General features: G+C 67.8%; 14 protein-coding genes. 9 read left to right on the forward strand and 5 right to left on the reverse strand.

Annotation, left to right across the window (positions count from 1 at the left end):
• Positions 1-67: 67 nt before the first annotated feature.
• Positions 68-2,437, forward strand: coding sequence for a DEAD/DEAH box helicase (locus ACOZ4I_RS01090; RefSeq protein ID WP_424004836.1), 2,370 nt, complete (start codon positions 68-70; stop codon positions 2,435-2,437).
• A 205-nt stretch (positions 2,438-2,642) separates the two neighbouring features.
• Positions 2,643-2,885: a hypothetical protein gene (locus tag ACOZ4I_RS01095; protein WP_424002180.1), complete on the forward strand. Its 243-nt coding sequence runs from the start codon at positions 2,643-2,645 to the stop codon at positions 2,883-2,885.
• 16 nt (positions 2,886-2,901) lie between these two features.
• On the opposite strand, the gene ACOZ4I_RS01100 is transcribed toward ACOZ4I_RS01095, so the two are convergent.
• Positions 2,902-3,573, reverse strand: coding sequence for an HAD family hydrolase (locus ACOZ4I_RS01100; RefSeq protein WP_424002182.1), 672 nt, complete (start codon positions 3,571-3,573; stop codon positions 2,902-2,904).
• A gap of 148 nt (positions 3,574-3,721) precedes the next feature.
• Between ACOZ4I_RS01100 and yciH the strand changes: the two genes are divergently transcribed.
• Positions 3,722-4,021, forward strand: coding sequence for a stress response translation initiation inhibitor YciH (gene yciH, locus ACOZ4I_RS01105; protein ID WP_424002184.1), 300 nt, complete (start codon positions 3,722-3,724; stop codon positions 4,019-4,021).
• Positions 4,022-4,186: 165 nt separating this feature from the next.
• On the opposite strand, the gene ACOZ4I_RS01110 is transcribed toward yciH, so the two are convergent.
• A complete protein-coding gene (locus tag ACOZ4I_RS01110) occupies positions 4,187-7,372 on the reverse strand; it encodes a methyl-accepting chemotaxis protein (RefSeq protein WP_424002186.1) in 3,186 nt (1,061 codons plus the stop codon).
• A 221-nt stretch (positions 7,373-7,593) separates the two neighbouring features.
• Here ACOZ4I_RS01110 and ACOZ4I_RS01115 point away from each other — a divergent pair, with 221 nt between their 5' ends.
• The 5 genes from ACOZ4I_RS01115 (at position 7,594) to pheT (ending at position 14,646) form a co-directional block, all read left to right on the forward strand.
• Positions 7,594-8,316: a DUF91 domain-containing protein gene (locus ACOZ4I_RS01115; RefSeq protein ID WP_424002188.1), complete on the forward strand. Its 723-nt coding sequence runs from the start codon at positions 7,594-7,596 to the stop codon at positions 8,314-8,316.
• Between the two features lie 57 nt (positions 8,317-8,373).
• Positions 8,374-9,378 (forward strand): tRNA-intron lyase, encoded by a 1,005-nt coding sequence (endA, locus tag ACOZ4I_RS01120; protein WP_424002190.1) that lies wholly within the window; start codon positions 8,374-8,376, stop codon positions 9,376-9,378.
• 94 nt (positions 9,379-9,472) lie between these two features.
• Positions 9,473-11,107, forward strand: a complete 1,635-nt coding sequence (locus tag ACOZ4I_RS01125; protein ID WP_424002192.1) for a tryptophan--tRNA ligase — start codon at positions 9,473-9,475, stop codon at positions 11,105-11,107.
• A 276-nt stretch (positions 11,108-11,383) separates the two neighbouring features.
• Positions 11,384-12,895, forward strand: a complete 1,512-nt coding sequence (locus ACOZ4I_RS01130; protein ID WP_424002194.1) for a phenylalanine--tRNA ligase subunit alpha — start codon at positions 11,384-11,386, stop codon at positions 12,893-12,895.
• On the forward strand, positions 12,895-14,646 hold the full coding sequence (gene pheT / locus ACOZ4I_RS01135; protein ID WP_424002196.1) for a phenylalanine--tRNA ligase subunit beta: 1,752 nt from the start codon (positions 12,895-12,897) through the stop codon (positions 14,644-14,646). The genes ACOZ4I_RS01130 and pheT overlap by 1 nt, the downstream gene beginning before the upstream one ends.
• 212 nt (positions 14,647-14,858) lie before the next feature.
• Here the strand turns inward: pheT and ACOZ4I_RS01140 are convergent, their stop codons facing one another.
• The 3 genes from ACOZ4I_RS01140 to ACOZ4I_RS01150 all read right to left on the reverse strand — a co-directional run bounded on the left by ACOZ4I_RS01140 (position 14,859) and on the right by ACOZ4I_RS01150 (position 16,728).
• Positions 14,859-15,335 carry an RDD family protein gene (locus tag ACOZ4I_RS01140; protein ID WP_424002198.1) on the reverse strand — a complete coding sequence of 159 codons (477 nt, stop codon included), beginning with the start codon at positions 15,333-15,335 and terminating at the stop codon, positions 14,859-14,861.
• 39 nt (positions 15,336-15,374) lie between these two features.
• The gene (locus ACOZ4I_RS01145; RefSeq protein ID WP_424002200.1) at positions 15,375-16,427 is read right to left on the reverse strand and encodes a quinone-dependent dihydroorotate dehydrogenase; all 1,053 of its coding nucleotides are present in this window, start codon (positions 16,425-16,427) and stop codon (positions 15,375-15,377) included.
• Between the two features lie 103 nt (positions 16,428-16,530).
• A complete protein-coding gene (locus ACOZ4I_RS01150; RefSeq protein ID WP_162413780.1) occupies positions 16,531-16,728 on the reverse strand; it encodes a hypothetical protein in 198 nt (65 codons plus the stop codon).
• 248 nt (positions 16,729-16,976) lie between these two features.
• On the opposite strand from ACOZ4I_RS01150, the gene ACOZ4I_RS01155 reads away from it, so the two are divergent.
• Positions 16,977-17,285 (forward strand): non-histone chromosomal MC1 family protein, encoded by a 309-nt coding sequence (locus tag ACOZ4I_RS01155; RefSeq protein WP_424002202.1) that lies wholly within the window; start codon positions 16,977-16,979, stop codon positions 17,283-17,285.
• The last annotated feature ends 359 nt before the right edge of the window (positions 17,286-17,644 follow it).

A 17,644-nucleotide genomic window follows, 5' to 3' on the forward strand; every position in this document is an offset into this window, starting at 1 on the left:
AGAAACGCCTTTGCCGTCGCGGACCCGCCACTGTGACGTGCCATCCCGAGCCGACAGCGAGCCGACCGTGGCGGTCGCGGAGGTCCTTCCGGAGTTCGCCGACGCCTTCCCCTTCGAGCGGTTCAACGCGATGCAGTCCGAGGCCCTGCCGGCCCTGCTGAACCGCGAGGACAACGTCGTCGTCAGCGCGCCGACTGCCAGCGGCAAGACCGCGCTGGCGGAACTGGCGATCTGCAAGACGCTCGCCGCGGACGGGACCGCTCTCTTTCTCGCCCCGCTTCGCGCGCTCACCAACGAGAAGGAGAGCGAGTGGGAGCGCTTCGAGGACCTGGGCTACTCGGTGTACGTCGTCACCGGCGAGCGGGACCTGAACCCCCGACGCGCCGAGCGGGCCGACATCCTCGTGATGACGCCGGAGAAGGCCGACTCGGCCACGCGCAAGCACGAGACGCGGCGCTACTCGTTCATCACGGACGTGGACTGCTGCGTCATCGACGAGGTCCACCTGCTCGACTCGGACCGCCGGGGCGCGGTGCTGGAAGTCACCGTCTCGCGCCTGCGCCGGCTCTGTGACCCGCGCGTGGTCGCCCTCTCGGCGACGATGCCGAACATCGACGACGTGGCCGACTGGCTGGACGCCCCCGACGAGACCACCTTCGCCTTCGGCGAGGACTACCGGCCCGTGCCGCTGAACGCCGACGTGAAGACCTACTCCCACGGCGAGAACGCCTTCGCCGACAAGTACCGCCGCCTCTACCGGGCGCTCGACCTCGCCGAGCCCCACATCCGCGAGGAGGGCCAGGCGCTCGTGTTCGTCTCCTCGCGCCAGGACACCGTCCAGGCCGCGAAGAAGGCCCGCGACGAGATCACCGAGCGCGACGTGCCGATGGGGGCCCGCGGCGACTACGACTTCCACAACGAGGCCGCCGACCTCTCGAACGACACCCTCCGGCAGTCCGTGCTCGACGGCGTCGGCTTCCACCACGCCGGCCTCGCCCGCGAGGACAAGAACCGGGTCGAGGAGTGGTTCAAGCAGGGGAAGATTCAGCTGCTCTTCTCCACGTCGACGCTGGCGTGGGGCGTGAACCTCCCCGCCCGCTGTGTCGTCATCCGCGACACCAAACTGCACGACCCGCTCGAAGGTGAGGTGGACATGAGCCCGCTCGACGTGCTCCAGATGCTCGGCCGCGCGGGCCGACCCGGCTACGACGACATGGGCTACGCCTGGGTCGTCTGTGACCGCTCGGACGCCGACAAGTACCGCCGCCTGCTCCGGGACGGCAAGGAGATCGAGTCCCGACTGGCGGCCGAACTCGACGCCCACCTCAACGCCGAAATCGCGCTCGGGACCATCGGCGACGTGGACGACGTGATGGACTGGCTCGCGACGACGTTCTACTACGCCCGCTCGCAGTCCGCGCCCGACGAGTACGACGCCGGCAGCGACCTGCGACAGCGGGTCAGCGACACTCTCTCGGCGCTCGTCTCCGAAGGGTTCGTCGAGCAGGACGGCCTCGCCGTCGAGCCGACGCGGCTGGGCCAGCTGGCCTCGAAGTTCTACCTCCGGCTGTCGACAGCCCGGCGCTTCGCCGACCTCGCCGAGCGCTGCGAGCGGGCGGCCGACCCCGACACCGGGGTCACCGTCGACGAGGACGACCTGCTGACCGCGGTGGCCGGCGCGACCGAGTTCGACAGCGTCAGCGCCCGCTCCGACGAGGAGGACGCGGTCCACGCGGTGCTCGGGGGGTCGGCCGCCGACAGTCTCGACGCCGGCCAGCGGAAGGTGCTCGCCATCCTCCGGTCGGGGATGACCGGGACGACGCCCACCGAACTCAAGAGCGACGCGTGGGTTATCCGCCAGAACGCGCTCCGCCTGCTCGCCGCGCTTCGGGAGTTCCTCGACACGCTCGGGCCGGCCCGCTACGCGAACCTGGCCTGCCGGGTGGAGGCCCGCGTCGAACACGGTATCAGCGCCGACGCGGTCGGGCTGACCGCCATCGACGGCGTGGGGAGCGGGCGCGCGGGTAAACTCGCCGCCGCGGGCCTGTCCTCGCCCGCCGACGTGGTCGACGCCGGCCACGACGCGCTCGTCCGCGCCGGGCTCTCAGAGGGCGTCGCAGAGCAGGTACTCGCCAACGCCCGGGACCTCCCGGTCATCTCCGTCGATTGGGGCGCGTTCCCCGACAGCATCGCCCCCGGCGAGAACGAGATGCGGGAGGTCACGGTCGGAAACGCCGGCGGCGGCGCTCGTGCGGGCCTGCGCGTCACCGTCAACGGCCGGGAGATGACCGCCAAGCCGTCGTATCTCGGCGAGGCCACGCTCCCGGTCGCCGTCTTCGGCGCGGACGCGGACGAACTCACGTTCACCGTCGAGATCGCGTTCCCGGCGCTCCCGTTGCCGCCGATCACCGAGACGCGGTCCGTGACGGTCCGGTAAGGCTTCCGATTATGACGAACTCGAAACGCGCTCAGACGGCGTTTTAAAATTTACAAAAGCTTCTCGAAGCGTCTCAGACGTAGAGTATACACTCCCTGAAAGGTGGTGAAATCCGCTGAAGGATGCGGAAACGAGCGAACTCACGGCAAGGGTCTGCCGTTTATATTGTGGGACAGGTCCATACGAAGAAGTGAGGAAGCTCACAATGTCCAGTGCATCGCCCTTCCGCTCCCCGACGGAAGCCGCCCCACGCAAAACCGACCTCCAGTCCCTCGCGATCCGTCCCCTGCGCTTCGTCGCGTTCTGGCTCGCGATACTCGCGCCGCTGGCGTATCCCCCGCTCCTGCTGGGCGGACTGGACAGTCAGACCTTCCTCGTCTTCGTGGGTGTCGTCGCCCTCAACGTCTTCGGCCTGCTGGCGGGCCGAGGCTACGGCGACCGGGCCTGACCCGGCCGGTCGCTCTCTATTCTGGCATTCCTGACCCGTCGCCGAGCAACAGCGCCCTGAGGTCCGCGCTCCCCGACGCGACGTGATCGACCATCGAGAGGTCCGTCTCGTCGCCGTCGCCGCGGAAGCCGATGGTCGTCATTCCGGCGGCGACGGCCGCGCGCGCCCCCATCGTCGAGTCCTCGACGGCCCAGCACGCTTCGGGTGCGAGTCCCAACTCCGCCGCACCGCGCTCGTAGATGTCGGGTTCGGGCTTGCCGGGGCCGTCGACGTCTTCGGCGCTGACCGCCGCGTCGAACTTCGAGAGGATGTCGAAGCGCTCGTCGACCACGTCGATCCAGGCCCACGGGGCCGACGTGGTGAGCGCCAGCGCGACGCCGGCCGCCCGGAGGTCGGCGAGCAGGTCGTGTGCGCCGGCAAGCAGCGTCGCGTGCTCGCCGTAGATGCGCTCGCCGTGTTTCTCGAACAGCGCCTCGAACTCCTCGCGGCTGATTTCGAGGTCGTACTCGGCGGCGAGGTCGGGGTACACCTCGGTGTAGTCGCGGCCGGTAATCGCCGCGACGGGGATGTCGTCGTTCGGCGCGGCCGTCGGGAGGATTTCCTCTCGCTGGGCGCGGACCCAGTGGTCTTCGGACTGGACGAGCACGCCGTCCATGTCGAAGCAGACGCCGGCGGGGATGTCGCTCATTGCCACTCAATCGAGCGCCGACGGCTTTGGCTGTTGCGACTTCTGGAACTCGCGTCTCGGGTGGCGGTCAGAGCGGGAGCTTGTTCTGATACGTTCGGCGTGCGCCGAGAACATCGGTAAGCCAACGGCTGCCCTACTGTGAACCGTAGTGAGCAACGACTTCAGCGACATCACGGGACTCCCGGACGACATCGGCGTCGGGGACGACCTCGCTCGGGCACAGCAGCGCGTCTCGATCCGCGTCGAGTCTCGCCGGTACGACAAGCCGGTGACCGTCGTCTCGGGGTTCGAGGACGCATCGACGGACCTCGAGGCCCTCGCCTCGACGCTCAAGCGCCGCCTCGCGGTCGGCGGCACTGTCAGCGACGGCCGCATCGAACTGCAGGGCGACCACGGGGCGCGGCTCCGTGCGGCGCTCGAAGACGAAGGATTCGCCGTCGACGCCTGATCCCTGCGGACGGAGCCGGCCCCGTTCAGCGCCCCGGCTCCTCGCGTCGTATCGCAGTCGGCTGAAAATCCGCGTCGCGTACTGCTGCAAAGCGGCGTCGCGTTTTGTTCGGCTGTGCCATTCCCGCCGGCGAGCGGCGGGTCCGCCGCGATGGGACGTGGCCGCTCAGTCGTCGCCGGTGACCGGTCCGTCGGTGTCCGCGTCCAGCGACTCCCGCCCGCTCGTGTCGTCGCTGACCTCGAACTCGTCGACCAGTTCCTCCAGGTCGTCTGCGAGGCCGGCGACCGACCGGACGTTCTCGGAGACGCTGGTGAGCGAACTGGACTGCTCCTCGGAGGCGGCCGAGACGTTGCTCGCCTCCGCCGCGGTCTCCTCGCTGACGCTGCTGACCTCGTCGACCATCGCCACGACCTCCTCGGTGGTGGCGGCCTGCTCGTCCGTGGCGTCGCTGATCTCCGTGACGCCGCTCTCGGCATCGTCGACGACTTCTTCGATCTCCTCGAACATCTCGATTGCGCCCTCGGTGGTCCTGACGCCCTCCTCGACCTGGTCGCGCATCTCCTCGATGTCCTCGACGGTCTCGCCGGTCGACGACTGGATCTCGCTGATGAGCGACTCGACTTCCTCGGTCGCCTGGCCGGCTTCCGTCGCGAGCGACTTGATCTCGTCGGCGACGACGGCGAACCCTTCGCCCGCTTCGCCCGCGCGAGCGGCCTCGATGGAGGCGTTGAGCGCGAGCATGTTCGTCTGCTCGGCGATGTCGGTGATCATCGAGACGATCTCGCTGATCTCGTCCATCTCCGACTCCAGCGCGGCGACCTGATCGACCGCCTCGTCGGCGCCGTCTTCGATCTCTCGAATCTCCGCCGACGCTTCGGCGGCCCGTTCGCTGCCTTCCTGGGCTCGTTCGGCCGCTTCCTGGGCCGTTCCGGCCACGTCGACCGACGACGAGGCGATCTCCTCGATGGTCGCGGACATGTCGTTCATCTCGCTGACGACCTCCTGGAGGTTCCCGGACTGGGTGTCGGCCCCACTGGAGATCTCCTGGACCGACTCGGCGACCTCCTGGCTCGCTTTCTCGATCTCGGACGTGCTCGCGGCGACCTCCTGGCTCGCCTCGCTCACGTCCTGGGCGATCGACTGGACTCTGGCGATGCTCTCGTCGACCGCGTCGAGGCCCTCGTCGATGTTTTCGAGGACCTCGCCGTATGCGCCGGGGAGGTCGGTGTCGAGCTCCTGGTCCAGATGGCCCTCGCGCAGGTCCGCACTCACGGCCTCGAGCTGGTCGAAGCTCTCCGAGAGCTGCGTGAGCCCGGAGTCGAGTTCACGCATGACGGTCCCGTAGTCGCCGGGGAGGTCGGTGTCGAGGTCCTGTTCGAGCTCCCCGGAACGGACGTTCTGGCTCGCCCGACTGATCTCGTCGAAGCTCGCACCGAGCTGGGTCATCCCGTCTTCGAGCCCCTCCATGATCTCACCGAACTTTCCGGGCAGGTCAGTTTCGACCTCCTCGTCGAGGTGCCCCTCACCGAGCGCGTCGCTCACGGACTCGATCTGCTCGACCTGTCGGTTCAGGTTCGTCTGCATGTCCTCGAAGGCGTCCACCATCTCGCCGATCTCGTCGTCGCCGGTCGAGATGTCGTCCGTCTCGTCGAAGCGGCCCTGCGACAGCGCCATCGCGCGGTCGCGGACCTGCACGATCGGCTTCGAGAAGTACCTGGCGGCGGCGTAGCCGGTCACCGCGACCGCGACGGCCGCGAGGCCGGACAGGGCGATGACGAGGTTCCGCGCCGACGCGGCCGTGGACTGTAGCGCCGCCCCGAGCGCGGCAATCGGTTCGTTGATGTCCTCTTCGGGGACCGTCGCGACGAGCGTGAACTGCCTGTCACCGAACTGGAGCGGGGCGAAGCCGACGTAGCGCGTCTCGTTGTCCTCGCCCTCGACGGCCTTCGTGTGCGTCGTCATCCCCGACTCGCCGGCGAGCATCTGGCTCTGGGCGATCGTCCCGAGTTCCGCACCGTACTCACCGTCGGCGACGTTCGTCCGCTGGTCGATCATCTGCTGATCCGGGTGGCTGACGATCTCGCCCTCGTCGTTCAGGATGTAGAGGTAGCCGGTCTCGCCGACCGTGACGCGGTTCGTGGTCTGGGTGACGATCGAGTAGTTGAACTGCGCGGCGACGACGCCCCGGAAGGCTCCCCTGCTGTCGTACACCGGCGTCGAGACGTACAGCTGCTCGTGCCCGTCGCTCGTCTCGATTTCGTCGAAGTAGGCCTCTCCCCGGGTCCCGGACTCGGCCATGGTGAACCAGCTCTCGTCGGCGTAGGACACCGAACTGTCCGCGCCGGTGGTCACGTCCCGCCCCGACCGGTCGGCGTGCAGGATCTCGTTGCCATCCGGTCCCGCAAACGTGATGTGCTCGTACGCCAGGTGCTCCTCGTCTCCGACGGTGACCGTCCGCGTCAGGAGGTACCGCTGGAAGGAGTCTTCCATCTCGCTCTCGGCGTCTTCGACGGCGGTCTGCTGAAGTTCGTAGTAGTAGACGCTCGGTGCGATGACCCAGTCGAAGGGCTCGTAGTAGGTGTAGGCGATGAATTTCGTCATCTCGGGGTTGCCCTCCTGGGTCGTGTCCTCCCACTCGTACTCGGCGATGCCCCACTTCTCGCCGTCGCGGATCGTCTGATTGGACTCGACCTCGGACTCGATGTCCTCGAAGACGACCAGCGTCCCGCCGCTGTCCTCGACGAGGTTGTGGCCGTCGTCGAGGCTGTGGTGGACGACGACGTTGGAGTCGCTGTCGGTGATGTACGCGTACCCGGTGTCGCCCATGTAGCCGGGCTGGAACGAGTCGTACATGGTGCCGTCAGTGCGCGTCCGGTCGCCCGCCGTGCCGCTGATCATCGCCTCGACCTCGGACTCGACCTGTCGCTGCTCCGCGGGAGAGAGATCTTCCCACTCTCGCCCGTCGTACTCTTTCTCCAGAACCATCTGCATCGCGTTGTCGATGCCGGAGCGCATCTGGAGCGACGTATAGCCCAGTTGGCGCTGACTCGATTGCTGCACCAGTTCCATCTCGCCGTCTCTTGCGGACAGGTAGTTCTCCATCGTCGAGGAGTCCGCGAGCGAGCGCACGTCGACCTCGCGCTGGTTGACCTGGTTCTGGATCCCCTCCTGTCGCGCCTCGACGCTGTTGTTCAACTGGTCGGTCATCGATCCGCGCAGGTACTCGCCGCTCTGGACCTGCGCGTTCTGGTTCAGCTCTCCCATGCTGTTGACCGAGAGCAGTCCGACGCCGGCCAACGGCACCAGCGAAATTGTTAGAAGTAAGACTATTAGTTTGCCCTGAATATTCATATCAACGCTCGTCTAATCGCTCCCTTAAGGGTTGTCGCCGCATTCTTAGCTACGATAATTGGCGGCTGAATTCAGGCCCGAACGCGTCTGTAACGTGCTCACGGACTGTGATGGCCATTCCCGTGGTGTCCGGTATCACCTGTCGGGAAGCTGTGGATCCCGATTCCCGTGGCTCACGTCCGTGGGTACCTTCAAATACCAGCGCGGGACCAGGCCGCTCCATGCACGATGGACTCCGCGTGATGGCCGGCGAGTGTACGACTGTCTTCGAGGGCTCCCGCGAGCGCGAGCAGCGCGGGAACGTACTCGTGATACTCAAGCCCGACAACACCGTGCTCGTCCACGACGCTGAGGGGTACCAGCCGGTCGCGTGGCTCACGCGCGCCGAGAGTGTCGTCGTCGACGACGGCACGGTGACGGCCCGCGACGGCGACGAACTGCTCCGCGTGGTCGCCCACGACGAACACGGGAGCGCCCGCTATCCCACGTCGAGCGCGGGTGTCCCGGTGGCAGACTGCCCCGACTGTCCCGGTACGCTGGTGCGTGCCCGAAGCACCGTCGACTGTACCGCCTGCGACGCGTCCTACGGGATCCCGACCGATGCCGAGGTCACCGCCGGTCGCTGTTCGGACTGCAGGCTGCCCACGTTTCGGGTGGAACGCGGCCGGCCCTTCGAGTGCTGTCTGGATCGGGCCTGCGAGTCGATGGACGACGCCGTCGCCGACGCCTTCGACCGGGAGTGGGGCTGTCCGCACTGCGACGGCGACCTGCTGATCCTCCGGCGGGGCGGCCTGCTCGCCGGCTGTGAGCGCTACCCGGACTGCGACACTGGATTCGCGATGCCCGCCGGCGTCGTCGTCGGCGAGTGCGCGTGCGGCCTGCCGCTGTTCGAGACGGCCGGCGGTCGCCGGTGTCTGGACAGCACCTGCGCGGCGTCGGAGTGACCGCGGCCCGCGGGCCGACCCGCAGGGGCTTTGTCTCCGCGGGAGCCACGTCCGGACATGGAACTGACGCTCGACGGCGACGTCGTCCGGGCCGGCGGGGAGGCCCGCGAGCGATTCTACGATTCGCGCGGGTACGGCCGGGCTCGCAACGGCGACCTCGACCTGGCCCCCGTGGAGGCCGCACACCTGCTCTCCCGCGGCGACATCGAGCGGATCGACGGGATGGACTTCCGCGCCTTCCTCACCTCCGCGGCCGTCTCCGAGGTCGCCTTCCTCGTCTACAAGGACCTGCGGGACCGCGGCTTCTACCTCTCGCCGGCCCGCGAGGGCTGGGTCGACGACCCGACGGGCGCGGACTTCGTCGTCTACCCGCGCGGGAAGGGCCCGTGGGACGGCGCTGTCGCCTACCGCGTCCGTGTCGTCGGCGAGCGCGACACCGTCGACGCCGGGGCCCTCGGCGAGTGCGTCCTCGCCGTCGTCGACGAGGAGAGCGAGGTGACGTACCTCGAGACCGACCGGCCCGACATCGGCGGGACCAGCGATGCCGTCATCCCGGCCACCGAGGGCGACCTGCTCGCCGAGCGGGTGCTGTGCTGGGACCCGCCGGCGGCCCTGTACGAGTCTGCGTTCTACGGCCAGCGCCTCGACGACGACGGCGCGGTCCAGCTCTCGCTCGTGGAGGCCGCCTACCTCGCCCGGGAGGGCCTGCTGTCGGTCGACGGCGGGGCCGAGCGCGTCGTCGAGCGTGGTCGCGCGGTCGAAGGCGAGCGCTTCGACCGCCGGCTCGCGGTGTACGCGACGCTCCGGGACCGCGGTGTCGCACCCAAGACCGGCTTCAAGTTCGGGGCCGATTTCCGGACCTACGCCGACGTGACGAGCGCCGACGACCTCGGCCACTCGGAACTGCTCGTGCGCGTCCTGCCGGCCGACCACGCCTTCGCGCCCCGCGACCTCGCGCTGGACGTTCGGCTGGCCCACGGCGTTCGAAAGCGGATGGCGTTCGCGCTCGTCGACGAGGCGGGCGACATCGACTGGATCGCCGTCGAGCGGCTGACGCCCTGAACGGGTCCCCGGACGGCGCTCGGAAACGAACCCTTTTTGCGCCGACCGGGACCAAGACCCCTGTAACGCGGCTCACCGCGAGCCCGGTGTACCCATGACGACGGACGACTCCCACCACGACGACGCATCGCCCGACGAGGACTGCCGCCAGTCGGGCGCACAGTGGCGGGAGTCCGACTCGCCCCTGCGCGCCGACGGCGGCACCGAGGCCGAGGGGGCCGACGAGGCCACGCTCGACCCGTGGGGCTCCTCGACCATCGCCGACTACCGCAAGCTGTTCGAGCAGTTCGGCATCGAGGAGTTCGACGACCTGCTCCCGGAAGTCCCGAACCCCCACTACCTGATGCGCCGCGGCGTCATCTTCGGCCACCGCGACTACCGGCCGGTCGCCGACGCGATGCGCACCGGCGACGACTTCGCGGCGCTGTCGGGGTTCATGCCGACCGGCGACCCCCACATCGGCCACAAGCTCGTCTTCGACGAGATCATCTGGCACCAGCAGCAGGGCGGCGACGCCTACGCGCTCATCGCCGACCTGGAGGCCCACAGCGCCCGCGGGCTCACGTGGGACGAGATCGACGAGCACGCGACGAACTACGTCCTCTCGCTGCTCGCGCTCGGCTTCGACCCCGAGGACGGCACGCTCTATCGCCAGTCCGACAACCGCGAGGTGCAGGACCTCGCGTTCGAACTCGGGGCCGAGGCGAACTTCTCGGAGCTACAGGCCATCTACGACTTCGACGGCGAGACGGACGTCTCGCACATGCAGTCGGTCGTCACGCAGATGGCCGACATCCTCTACCCGCAACTGGACGAGCCCAAGCCGACGGTCATCCCCGTCGGCCCGGACCAGGACCCGCACATGCGTCTCGCGCGGGACCTCGCGGCGCGGATGCGCTACTTCGGCGTGACCGAGGCGTTCGCCAGCTTCGAGGCCGACGCGGCCGAGCGGACGCTCCTGCGACAGGCCTACGACGCCCGTGAAGAGTACGCCGAGGAGCCCGACCGGCCCCGCTGTGGCGAGGCGGCCGACTGGCTCCGCGAGAACAGACAGGCCCCCGGCGACGCGCTGGTGTCCGTCACCGCGAAACTGGACGAGGCCGGCAAGGAACCGCTCCGTCCGCGCATCCGCTTCCTCGACCGCAACGCCACCGACGGGGCCTTCGAGGCACTGATCGAGGCCATCGACGGCGAGAAGCGGGTGTACGACGAGCACATCGACACGTTCGACCTGGACCACGCCGAGGCGGAGGAACTGGCCCGCGAGGTCGAACTCGACACCGGCGGGTACGGCTTCCTCCCGCCGTCGTCGATTTACCACCGGTTCATGACCGGCCTCACCGGCGGAAAGATGTCCTCCTCGATTCCGGCTTCGCACATCTCGCTGCTCGACGACCCCGCCGAGGGCTACGACAAGGTGAAGTCCGCGACGACCGGCGGCCGGACGACCGCCGAGGAACAGCGCGAGAAGGGCGGGAAGGCCGACGAGTGCCCGGTGTACGAGCTGTACGCCTACCTGCTGTCGGGCGACGACGACGAGTTCGCCACGGAGGTCTACGAGGAGTGCGTCGGCGGCGAGCGCCTCTGTGGTGGCTGCAAGGAGCAGGCCGCCGAACTGATAGAAGACTTCCTCGAAGACCACCAGGAGAAACGCGAGGAGTGGGCCGACAAACTGGACGACCTGGACATCGACCTCGACTCCGACCGCAAGCGCTCGGGCGCGGACTGAGCGGGCGGTCGCGCTTCGTTCGTTTCTGTTGAGACGGCTACACGCGCAACGCTTTTGGTCGGCAGTCACAATCGCTGAGACATGGCACCCGAATCCCACCGTGCCGGCGTCGCGCGCCAGCCACCAGTCCGCTCGGGGTTCGGCTTCTTCTTCGCCGCCTGATCGTGCGTGGACTCCGACGGCGTCGAGAGGCGCTGTCGGACGAAACCGCGAGCGGGAAGTGAGAACCGTTAACTGAGCGACCCGCGCTATTCCGACAACGACCGAGACCCTCGTATGAAACGACCACAGGCACAGGTGGCCGTCCTGCAGGCCGCCGACGCACAGGAGGACAGACGAATCGACGAGGTGGCCGAGGAGGCCGACCTCAAACCGGAGGCGGCGACGCGCGCCGCGTTCGAACTCGAAGCAGACGGCCTCGTCGCCGTCGCCGAGGAGACCGTTTCGCACTACGAACTGACCGAGGAGGGCGAGCGCTACGTCCGCGAGAGCCTGCCCGAACAGGACCTCTACGCGGCGGCGGTCGACGCCGGCGCGGACGAGGGGCCCGTCCAGATGGGGCAGGTCATCGGCGCATCGGGCCTCGAAGGCGGCGCGGTCGACATCGCGCTGTCGAACTACGCACGCAAGGCCTACGGCGAGATCGACAGCGGCGAGATCACGGCCAACCCCGACGCCGACCCCGGCGCGGACCCCGAGATGCTCGCGCTGGAGGCCGTCGCCGACGGGCGCGTCGACGACGCCGACGCGGACGCCCTCGACCAGCTGGAACGGCGCGGCCTCGTCGACGTGCGCGAGGAGACCGTCCGCTCCGTGCGGCTGACCGACGACGGCGTCACCGCCCTGATGGAGGGCGTCGAGGCCGCCGAGACCGTCGACCAGTTGACGCCCGAACTGCTCACCAGCGGCGAGTGGGAGGACGTGGCGTTTACCGAGTACAACGTCGAGGCCGACGCCGAGGACGTGCGCCACGGCAAGGAGCACATCCTCCGCCAGACCGCCAACCGCGTGAAGGACACGCTCGTCGGGATGGGCTTTCAGGAGATGGAGGGGCCCCACGCCGACGCACAGTTCTGGATCAACGACTGCCTGTTCATGCCCCAGGACCACCCGGCTCGGACTCACTGGGACCAGTTCGCGCTGGAGCGACCCGACGAGATCCGCGACCTGCCCGACGACCTCGTCGAGCGGGTCCGGTCCGCTCACAGGGAGGGCGTCGGCCCCGACGGCGAGGGCTATCACTCGCCGTGGACCGAGGACGTGGCCCGCGGGATGGACCTCCGGGGGCACACCACGTCGCTGTCGATGCGCTACCTCTCGGGCCACCAGGTCGGCGACCTCGAACCGCCACAGCGCTACTTCAGCGTCGAGAAGGTGTACCGCAACGACACCCTCGACCCGACGCACCTGCTGGAGTTCTTCCAGATCGAGGGGTGGGTGATGGCCGAGGACCTCTCCGTTCGCGACCTGATGGGGACGTTCACGGAGTTCTACGAGCAGTTCGGCATCACCGACATCGAGTTCAAGCCTCACTACAACCCCTACACCGAGCCGAGCTTCGAACTGTTCGGGACCCATCCCGAGACTGGCGAGATCGTCGAAGTCGGGAACTCGGGTATCTTCCGCGACGAGGTGCTCACGCCGCTCGGCGTCGACTGCGACGTGATGGCGTGGGGACTGTCCTTAGAGCGCCTCCTGATGCTCATGTACGGCTTCGAGGACATCCGCGACGTGCACGGGACGCTGTGTGACCTTGAACTGCTGCGAGAGACGGAGGTGATGCACTGATGCCAGTCGTCGACGTCGACCCCGAGGAGCTTCGCTACCTGACCGGCCACGACGAGAAGGACGACGAGGAACTGAAATCCGACCTGTTCGACCTCGGACTGGAGTTCGAGGGTCGGACCGAGGACGACGAGTTCCAACTCGAGTTCGCGCCGGACCGCCTCGACCGCCTCTCCGTGGAGGGCGTCGCCCGCTCGTTGCGCTACCACTACGGCGACGACCGCGGCGTGTACATCCCGAGCACGAACAGCGCCGACTGGACCATCGAAGTCGAGGACCAGCCCGAGGAGCGCCCGTACGTCACCGGAGCCGTCGTCCGCGGCCTCGACATGAGCGAGGAAGCCCTGGAGTCCCTGATTCAACTGCAGGAGAAACTCCACGCGACGATGGGCCGCAAGCGCGCGAAGGGGGCCATCGGCGTCCACGACCTGACGATGCTCAAGGGGGCGGCCGCGACCGACGGTGAGGGCAAGTCCATCACCTACACCAGCGCCGACCCCGACGAGGCGACGTTCGTGCCGCTCGACGCCGACGCCGAGATGACGCCCAGCGAGGTCGTCACGTCCCACGAGACCGGCCAGACCTACGGCGACCTCGTCGCCGACTTCGACCGCGTCCCGGCGATCTACGACGCCATCGGCCTGTTCTCGTTCCCGCCGGTCATCAACGGCCGCCGGACCGAGGTCAGCGAGGACTCCCGGGACCTGTTCATCGAGATGACCGGGACCGACCAGTGGACCATCGACCGGATGTGCGCCATCGTCTGCTACGCGCTGGAGGCCCGCGGCGGCCGCGTCGAGCGCGTCGCAGTCGAGTACGCCGACGACGCGCCCGGCGAGTACGCCGGCCGGACGCTGGAGCGCCCCGACTTCGCCGTGCGCACGAAGACGGTCACGCACGACCGCATCGAGTCCATCCTCGGCGTCTCGCTGGACGAGCGCGAGGTCGTCGACTACGCCGAGCGCGCGGGCCTCGACGCCACGCCGACCGAGGGCGACGACGCGGCCTACGAGGTGGAGATCCCGCCGTACCGCGTCGACGTCATCCACCCGCTCGACCTCATCGACGACATCGGCCGGGCGCTCGGGTTCAACAGCCTCGAACCGGTCTACCCCGACGTGTCGACGGTCGGGGGCCGCCACGACCGCTCTCGGTTGGAGGACGCCGCCCGCGACGCGCTGGTCGGACTCGGCTTCGAGGACCTGCTGAACTTCCACATGATCAACGAGACCGAGAACTTCGAGCGGATGAATCTCCCGGTGCCGGATGCCGGTGACGGGAGCGGCGGGGACGCCGTCGGTCTGGCCGATCCGGTCACCATCCAGGAGCCCTACAGCGAGGACTACACCATCCTCCGGACGTGGGCGCTCCCCTCGATCATGATGGTCCTAGAGAACAACACCCACCGGAGCTACCCGCAGGACCTCGCGGAGATCGGACTCGCCGCCGGCCTCGACGAGTCTGAGAACACCGGCGTCGCCGAACACCGGACCGTCGCCGGCGCGCTCGCCCGCACGGACGCCTCCTACGAGGACGCGAAGGCCCGCCTGCAGGCGCTCGCCGACGCCTTCGACAAGGACCTCTCGACGCCGCCGACCACCCACCCGTCGTTCATCGACGGCCGCGCGGCCGAGGTCGTCCTCGACGGCGAATCGGTCGGCGTCGTCGGCGAAATTCACCCGAAGGTGCTCGTCGAACACGACCTGGAACTGCCGGTGGCGGCGTTCGAACTGCGACTGGACGGACTGTCGTAGCGCCGACTGCGAGCGGCGCGAGCAGTCGGTTTTTCGCCCACGTTTTTCGGCGAGCGGTACCGCAGCGAACGGAGTGAGCGAGGGTACCCGACGCCGAAAAAGGTGGTTGCAACACGACCTGGAACTGCCGGTGGCGGCGTTCGAACTACGGCTGGACAGACTGGCGTAGCGTCGACTGCGAGCGGCGCGAGCAGTCGGTTTTTCGCGAGTTCTCACTTCTCGCTCGGATACACGTACTCCACGTCGTCGGGCTTCGCCGTATCGTCCTCGTCGACTTCGACGACGATGGTCGAGGAGAGCCTGTTGAACAGTCGCAGCCCCTCCTCCTCGTAGGCGAGCCAGCCGATGAGACAGTCGAGCGGGAGCAGGAACGCCTTTCCGAAGCTCTCGACGGCGGCGGTTCCGTAGTCGATCGGGTCGCCGCGTTCGTCTCTGACGGCGATGTCCATGACCATCTTGCCGGCCGACTGGCCCTGCCGGCCTTCGAGGACCGTCCAGTACGCGAACAGTGCGAGGCCGTTGAGTCCGGCGAACGGCGTCGTCACGGAGAGGCTGCCGGTCACGAGCGAGAAGACGCCGGCGACCTCCCCCAGCCCGGAGAGGACTGCGCCGACGAGGAGCACGTCGACGAGCCACGCCAGAAAGCGGTCGTCCCAGGAGGCGATGTGGATGGTGCGGGGGCGTGCCATGCTTGGGGTTCGGCGGCCCCGAACTTCAGGATTCGCCGGCTAGAGGTCCGCGCCGACGGCGTCTTCGACGCTGTCGAAGCCGTCCTCTGCGAGCAGTTCGAGCAGTCCCTCGTTTATCTCGCGGGCGATGGACGGGCCGCGGTAGACCAGCCCGGTGTACAGCTGGACGAGCGACGCGCCGGCACGGATCTTTCGGTAGGCCCCTTCGGGCGTCGAGACGCCGCCGACGCCGACGACGGGCACGTCGACGCGCTCGGCGACGAAGCGGACCATCTCCGTGGCCGCGTTCTCGATGGGCTTGCCCGAGAGCCCGCCCTGTTCGACCGCGTTGGGCGAGCGCAGGCTGGCCGGCCGCTCCGTCGAGGTGTTCGTCGCGACGACGCCGTCGAGACCGAGTTCGGTGACGAGGTCCAGCGTGTCCTCGACGGCCGGTTCCGGGAGGTCCGGCGAGAGCTTCACGAGCAGCGGTCCAGCGCCCGCGTCCTGGAGTTCGGTGAGGATGGCCTCCATGGCCTCGCGGTTCTGTAGCTCTTCGAACCCCTGTGAGTTCGGACAGGAGACGTTGACGACGAAGAAGTCGCCGCCGGCCGCGACCCGCTCGTAGGTGTAGCGGTAGTCCGCGGGAGCCTCAGCCGTCCCGACGTGCTCCGACTTCGCGATGTTGACGCCCAGCGGGAACGGTGCGTCGGTGTTTTTCAGTCGCTCGCCGACCACGTCGGCCCCGTCGTTGTTCAGCCCCATCCGGTTGATGATCGCCTCGTCTTCTCGGAGCCGGAACATCCGCGGTCTGGCGTTCCCGGCCTGTGGCTCGGCGGTGACGCCGCCGACCTCGGCGAAGCCGAATCCCAGGGACCCGAGCACGGACGGGACGGTGGCGTTCTTGTCGAACCCGGCCGCGACCCCGACTGGGTTGTCGAAGGACTGGCCGAAGGCCTCGACGTTCAGGCGGTCGTCGTCGACCGTGTATCGGGCGGCCATCGCGTCGGCCACGGGCGTCCCGTCGGCCAGTTCCAGGAGCCGATGGACGCTTCGGTTCGCCGTCTCCGCCGGGAGTGAGAACAGGACCGGTTTGGCGATGTCGTAGAGTCTCATTGCTGGATATCGTCACCGAACAGAACGCCGCGGATGGAGCATCGCTGTCGGCCGATTCGGGTTCGCCGGCCGGCGATACAGCTGTCTCACCGACGATGGTGCGTTAGAAGTCGTGTTCGACCTCTTCGGGGTCTGCCTTCTGGATGATAATCTTGTTGTCGCGTACGCGAACGAACACCTCGTCGCCGATCTCCATGCCGGCGACGGCCAGCTCGTCTTCGTGAAGGTTGATGTGTACGTTGTGGTACTCGCCGTCCTCATCTTTGGCGCCACTCGGGCTGAGCTTCTTCTTTCGCACCATCGCGGTATCCTACTCCGCACTTCACTGCAGGATACACTTAAGTCTACCGTGCCGACCGTCGCGGGACTGCGGCGGGGCGGGCGCGCGTGACGCTCTCGTCGCGGTCGCTTCGCCGTATATCGGCCCGAACGGCAGGTCTCACGGAGCCGAATCGGTGGGTACTTATAAATGCACCCCCCGAAGGCGGCCGAATTGGGGGGTATATTTATGGTCTGCCATGTGCTGGATTGGCATGGAGCGGTTCAATCATGGCACCCGACAGTGACAAGCGCAACTTCGCACTGCGCGAAGACGGTGACGAATCGAGCGTCTTCTCGGGCGGGACTCCGCGGCAGGCCGCGCTGAAAGCAGCGCGTCGCCTCGACCCGGCGGATGGAGAGGACGAGGCCGACCCCCAGGAGATACGTCTCAGAGAAAAGGGGACTCACAAGGTCCACATCTACGAGGCGTGGGCCTGGATCGAGGAGGCACCCGACGACAAACCCGACTGGATGCCCGGTGACATCACGAAGGGGAACGTCTCGAAACAGGGCGTCGAGCACCTCGACGAGATCTAATCGCGGTTCCGACTTTCGGTCAGAGCTAATTTTCTCGCTGATTACGCACGCGTGCGCGCGAAACGACGTAGATACGACGGTCGATCCTGGAGAGTTCGACCACCAGTTGCCCCTGTTATCCATCCCGTGTGGGGCACTCACTCCCGTGTAATCTCCTGTCGTAGCGGGTTCCCTTCGACGGGGTTAAGTATGGCACTCCCATCGGAATGTAATGCGAAGGCGGCGCGGGGCGACGCCCCCTGCCGAACGATAATCCATTCGACGCCCTTAAGTGGAACAGGGCATTCGGATGGGACGCAAAGGAGGTTCACGTCGGGCGGTTTCGACGTGACCCCGATCCGACGCCCTTAAGTGGAACA

Origin of the sequence: Haloarcula salina (genome assembly GCF_049603855.1) — an archaeon.
In the GTDB taxonomy this organism is placed as follows: domain Archaea; phylum Halobacteriota; class Halobacteria; order Halobacteriales; family Haloarculaceae; genus Haloarcula; species Haloarcula salina_A.

Coding starts and splice junctions, on each gene's coding strand:
- ACOZ4I_RS01110 (WP_424002186.1), bottom strand. CDS start 7,372: ATGAATATTCAGGGCAAACTAATAGTCTTACTTCTAACAATTTCGCTG.
- ACOZ4I_RS01150 (WP_162413780.1), bottom strand. CDS start 16,728: ATGGTGCGAAAGAAGAAGCTCAGCCCGAGTGGCGCCAAAGATGAGGAC.
- pheT (WP_424002196.1), top strand. CDS start 12,895: ATGCCAGTCGTCGACGTCGACCCCGAGGAGCTTCGCTACCTGACCGGC.
- ACOZ4I_RS01130 (WP_424002194.1), top strand. CDS start 11,384: ATGAAACGACCACAGGCACAGGTGGCCGTCCTGCAGGCCGCCGACGCA.
- ACOZ4I_RS01100 (WP_424002182.1), bottom strand. CDS start 3,573: ATGAGCGACATCCCCGCCGGCGTCTGCTTCGACATGGACGGCGTGCTC.
- ACOZ4I_RS01115 (WP_424002188.1), top strand. CDS start 7,594: ATGCACGATGGACTCCGCGTGATGGCCGGCGAGTGTACGACTGTCTTC.
- ACOZ4I_RS01125 (WP_424002192.1), top strand. CDS start 9,473: ATGACGACGGACGACTCCCACCACGACGACGCATCGCCCGACGAGGAC.
- ACOZ4I_RS01155 (WP_424002202.1), top strand. CDS start 16,977: ATGGCACCCGACAGTGACAAGCGCAACTTCGCACTGCGCGAAGACGGT.
- ACOZ4I_RS01140 (WP_424002198.1), bottom strand. CDS start 15,335: ATGGCACGCCCCCGCACCATCCACATCGCCTCCTGGGACGACCGCTTT.
- ACOZ4I_RS01145 (WP_424002200.1), bottom strand. CDS start 16,427: ATGAGACTCTACGACATCGCCAAACCGGTCCTGTTCTCACTCCCGGCG.
- ACOZ4I_RS01095 (WP_424002180.1), top strand. CDS start 2,643: ATGTCCAGTGCATCGCCCTTCCGCTCCCCGACGGAAGCCGCCCCACGC.
- endA (WP_424002190.1), top strand. CDS start 8,374: ATGGAACTGACGCTCGACGGCGACGTCGTCCGGGCCGGCGGGGAGGCC.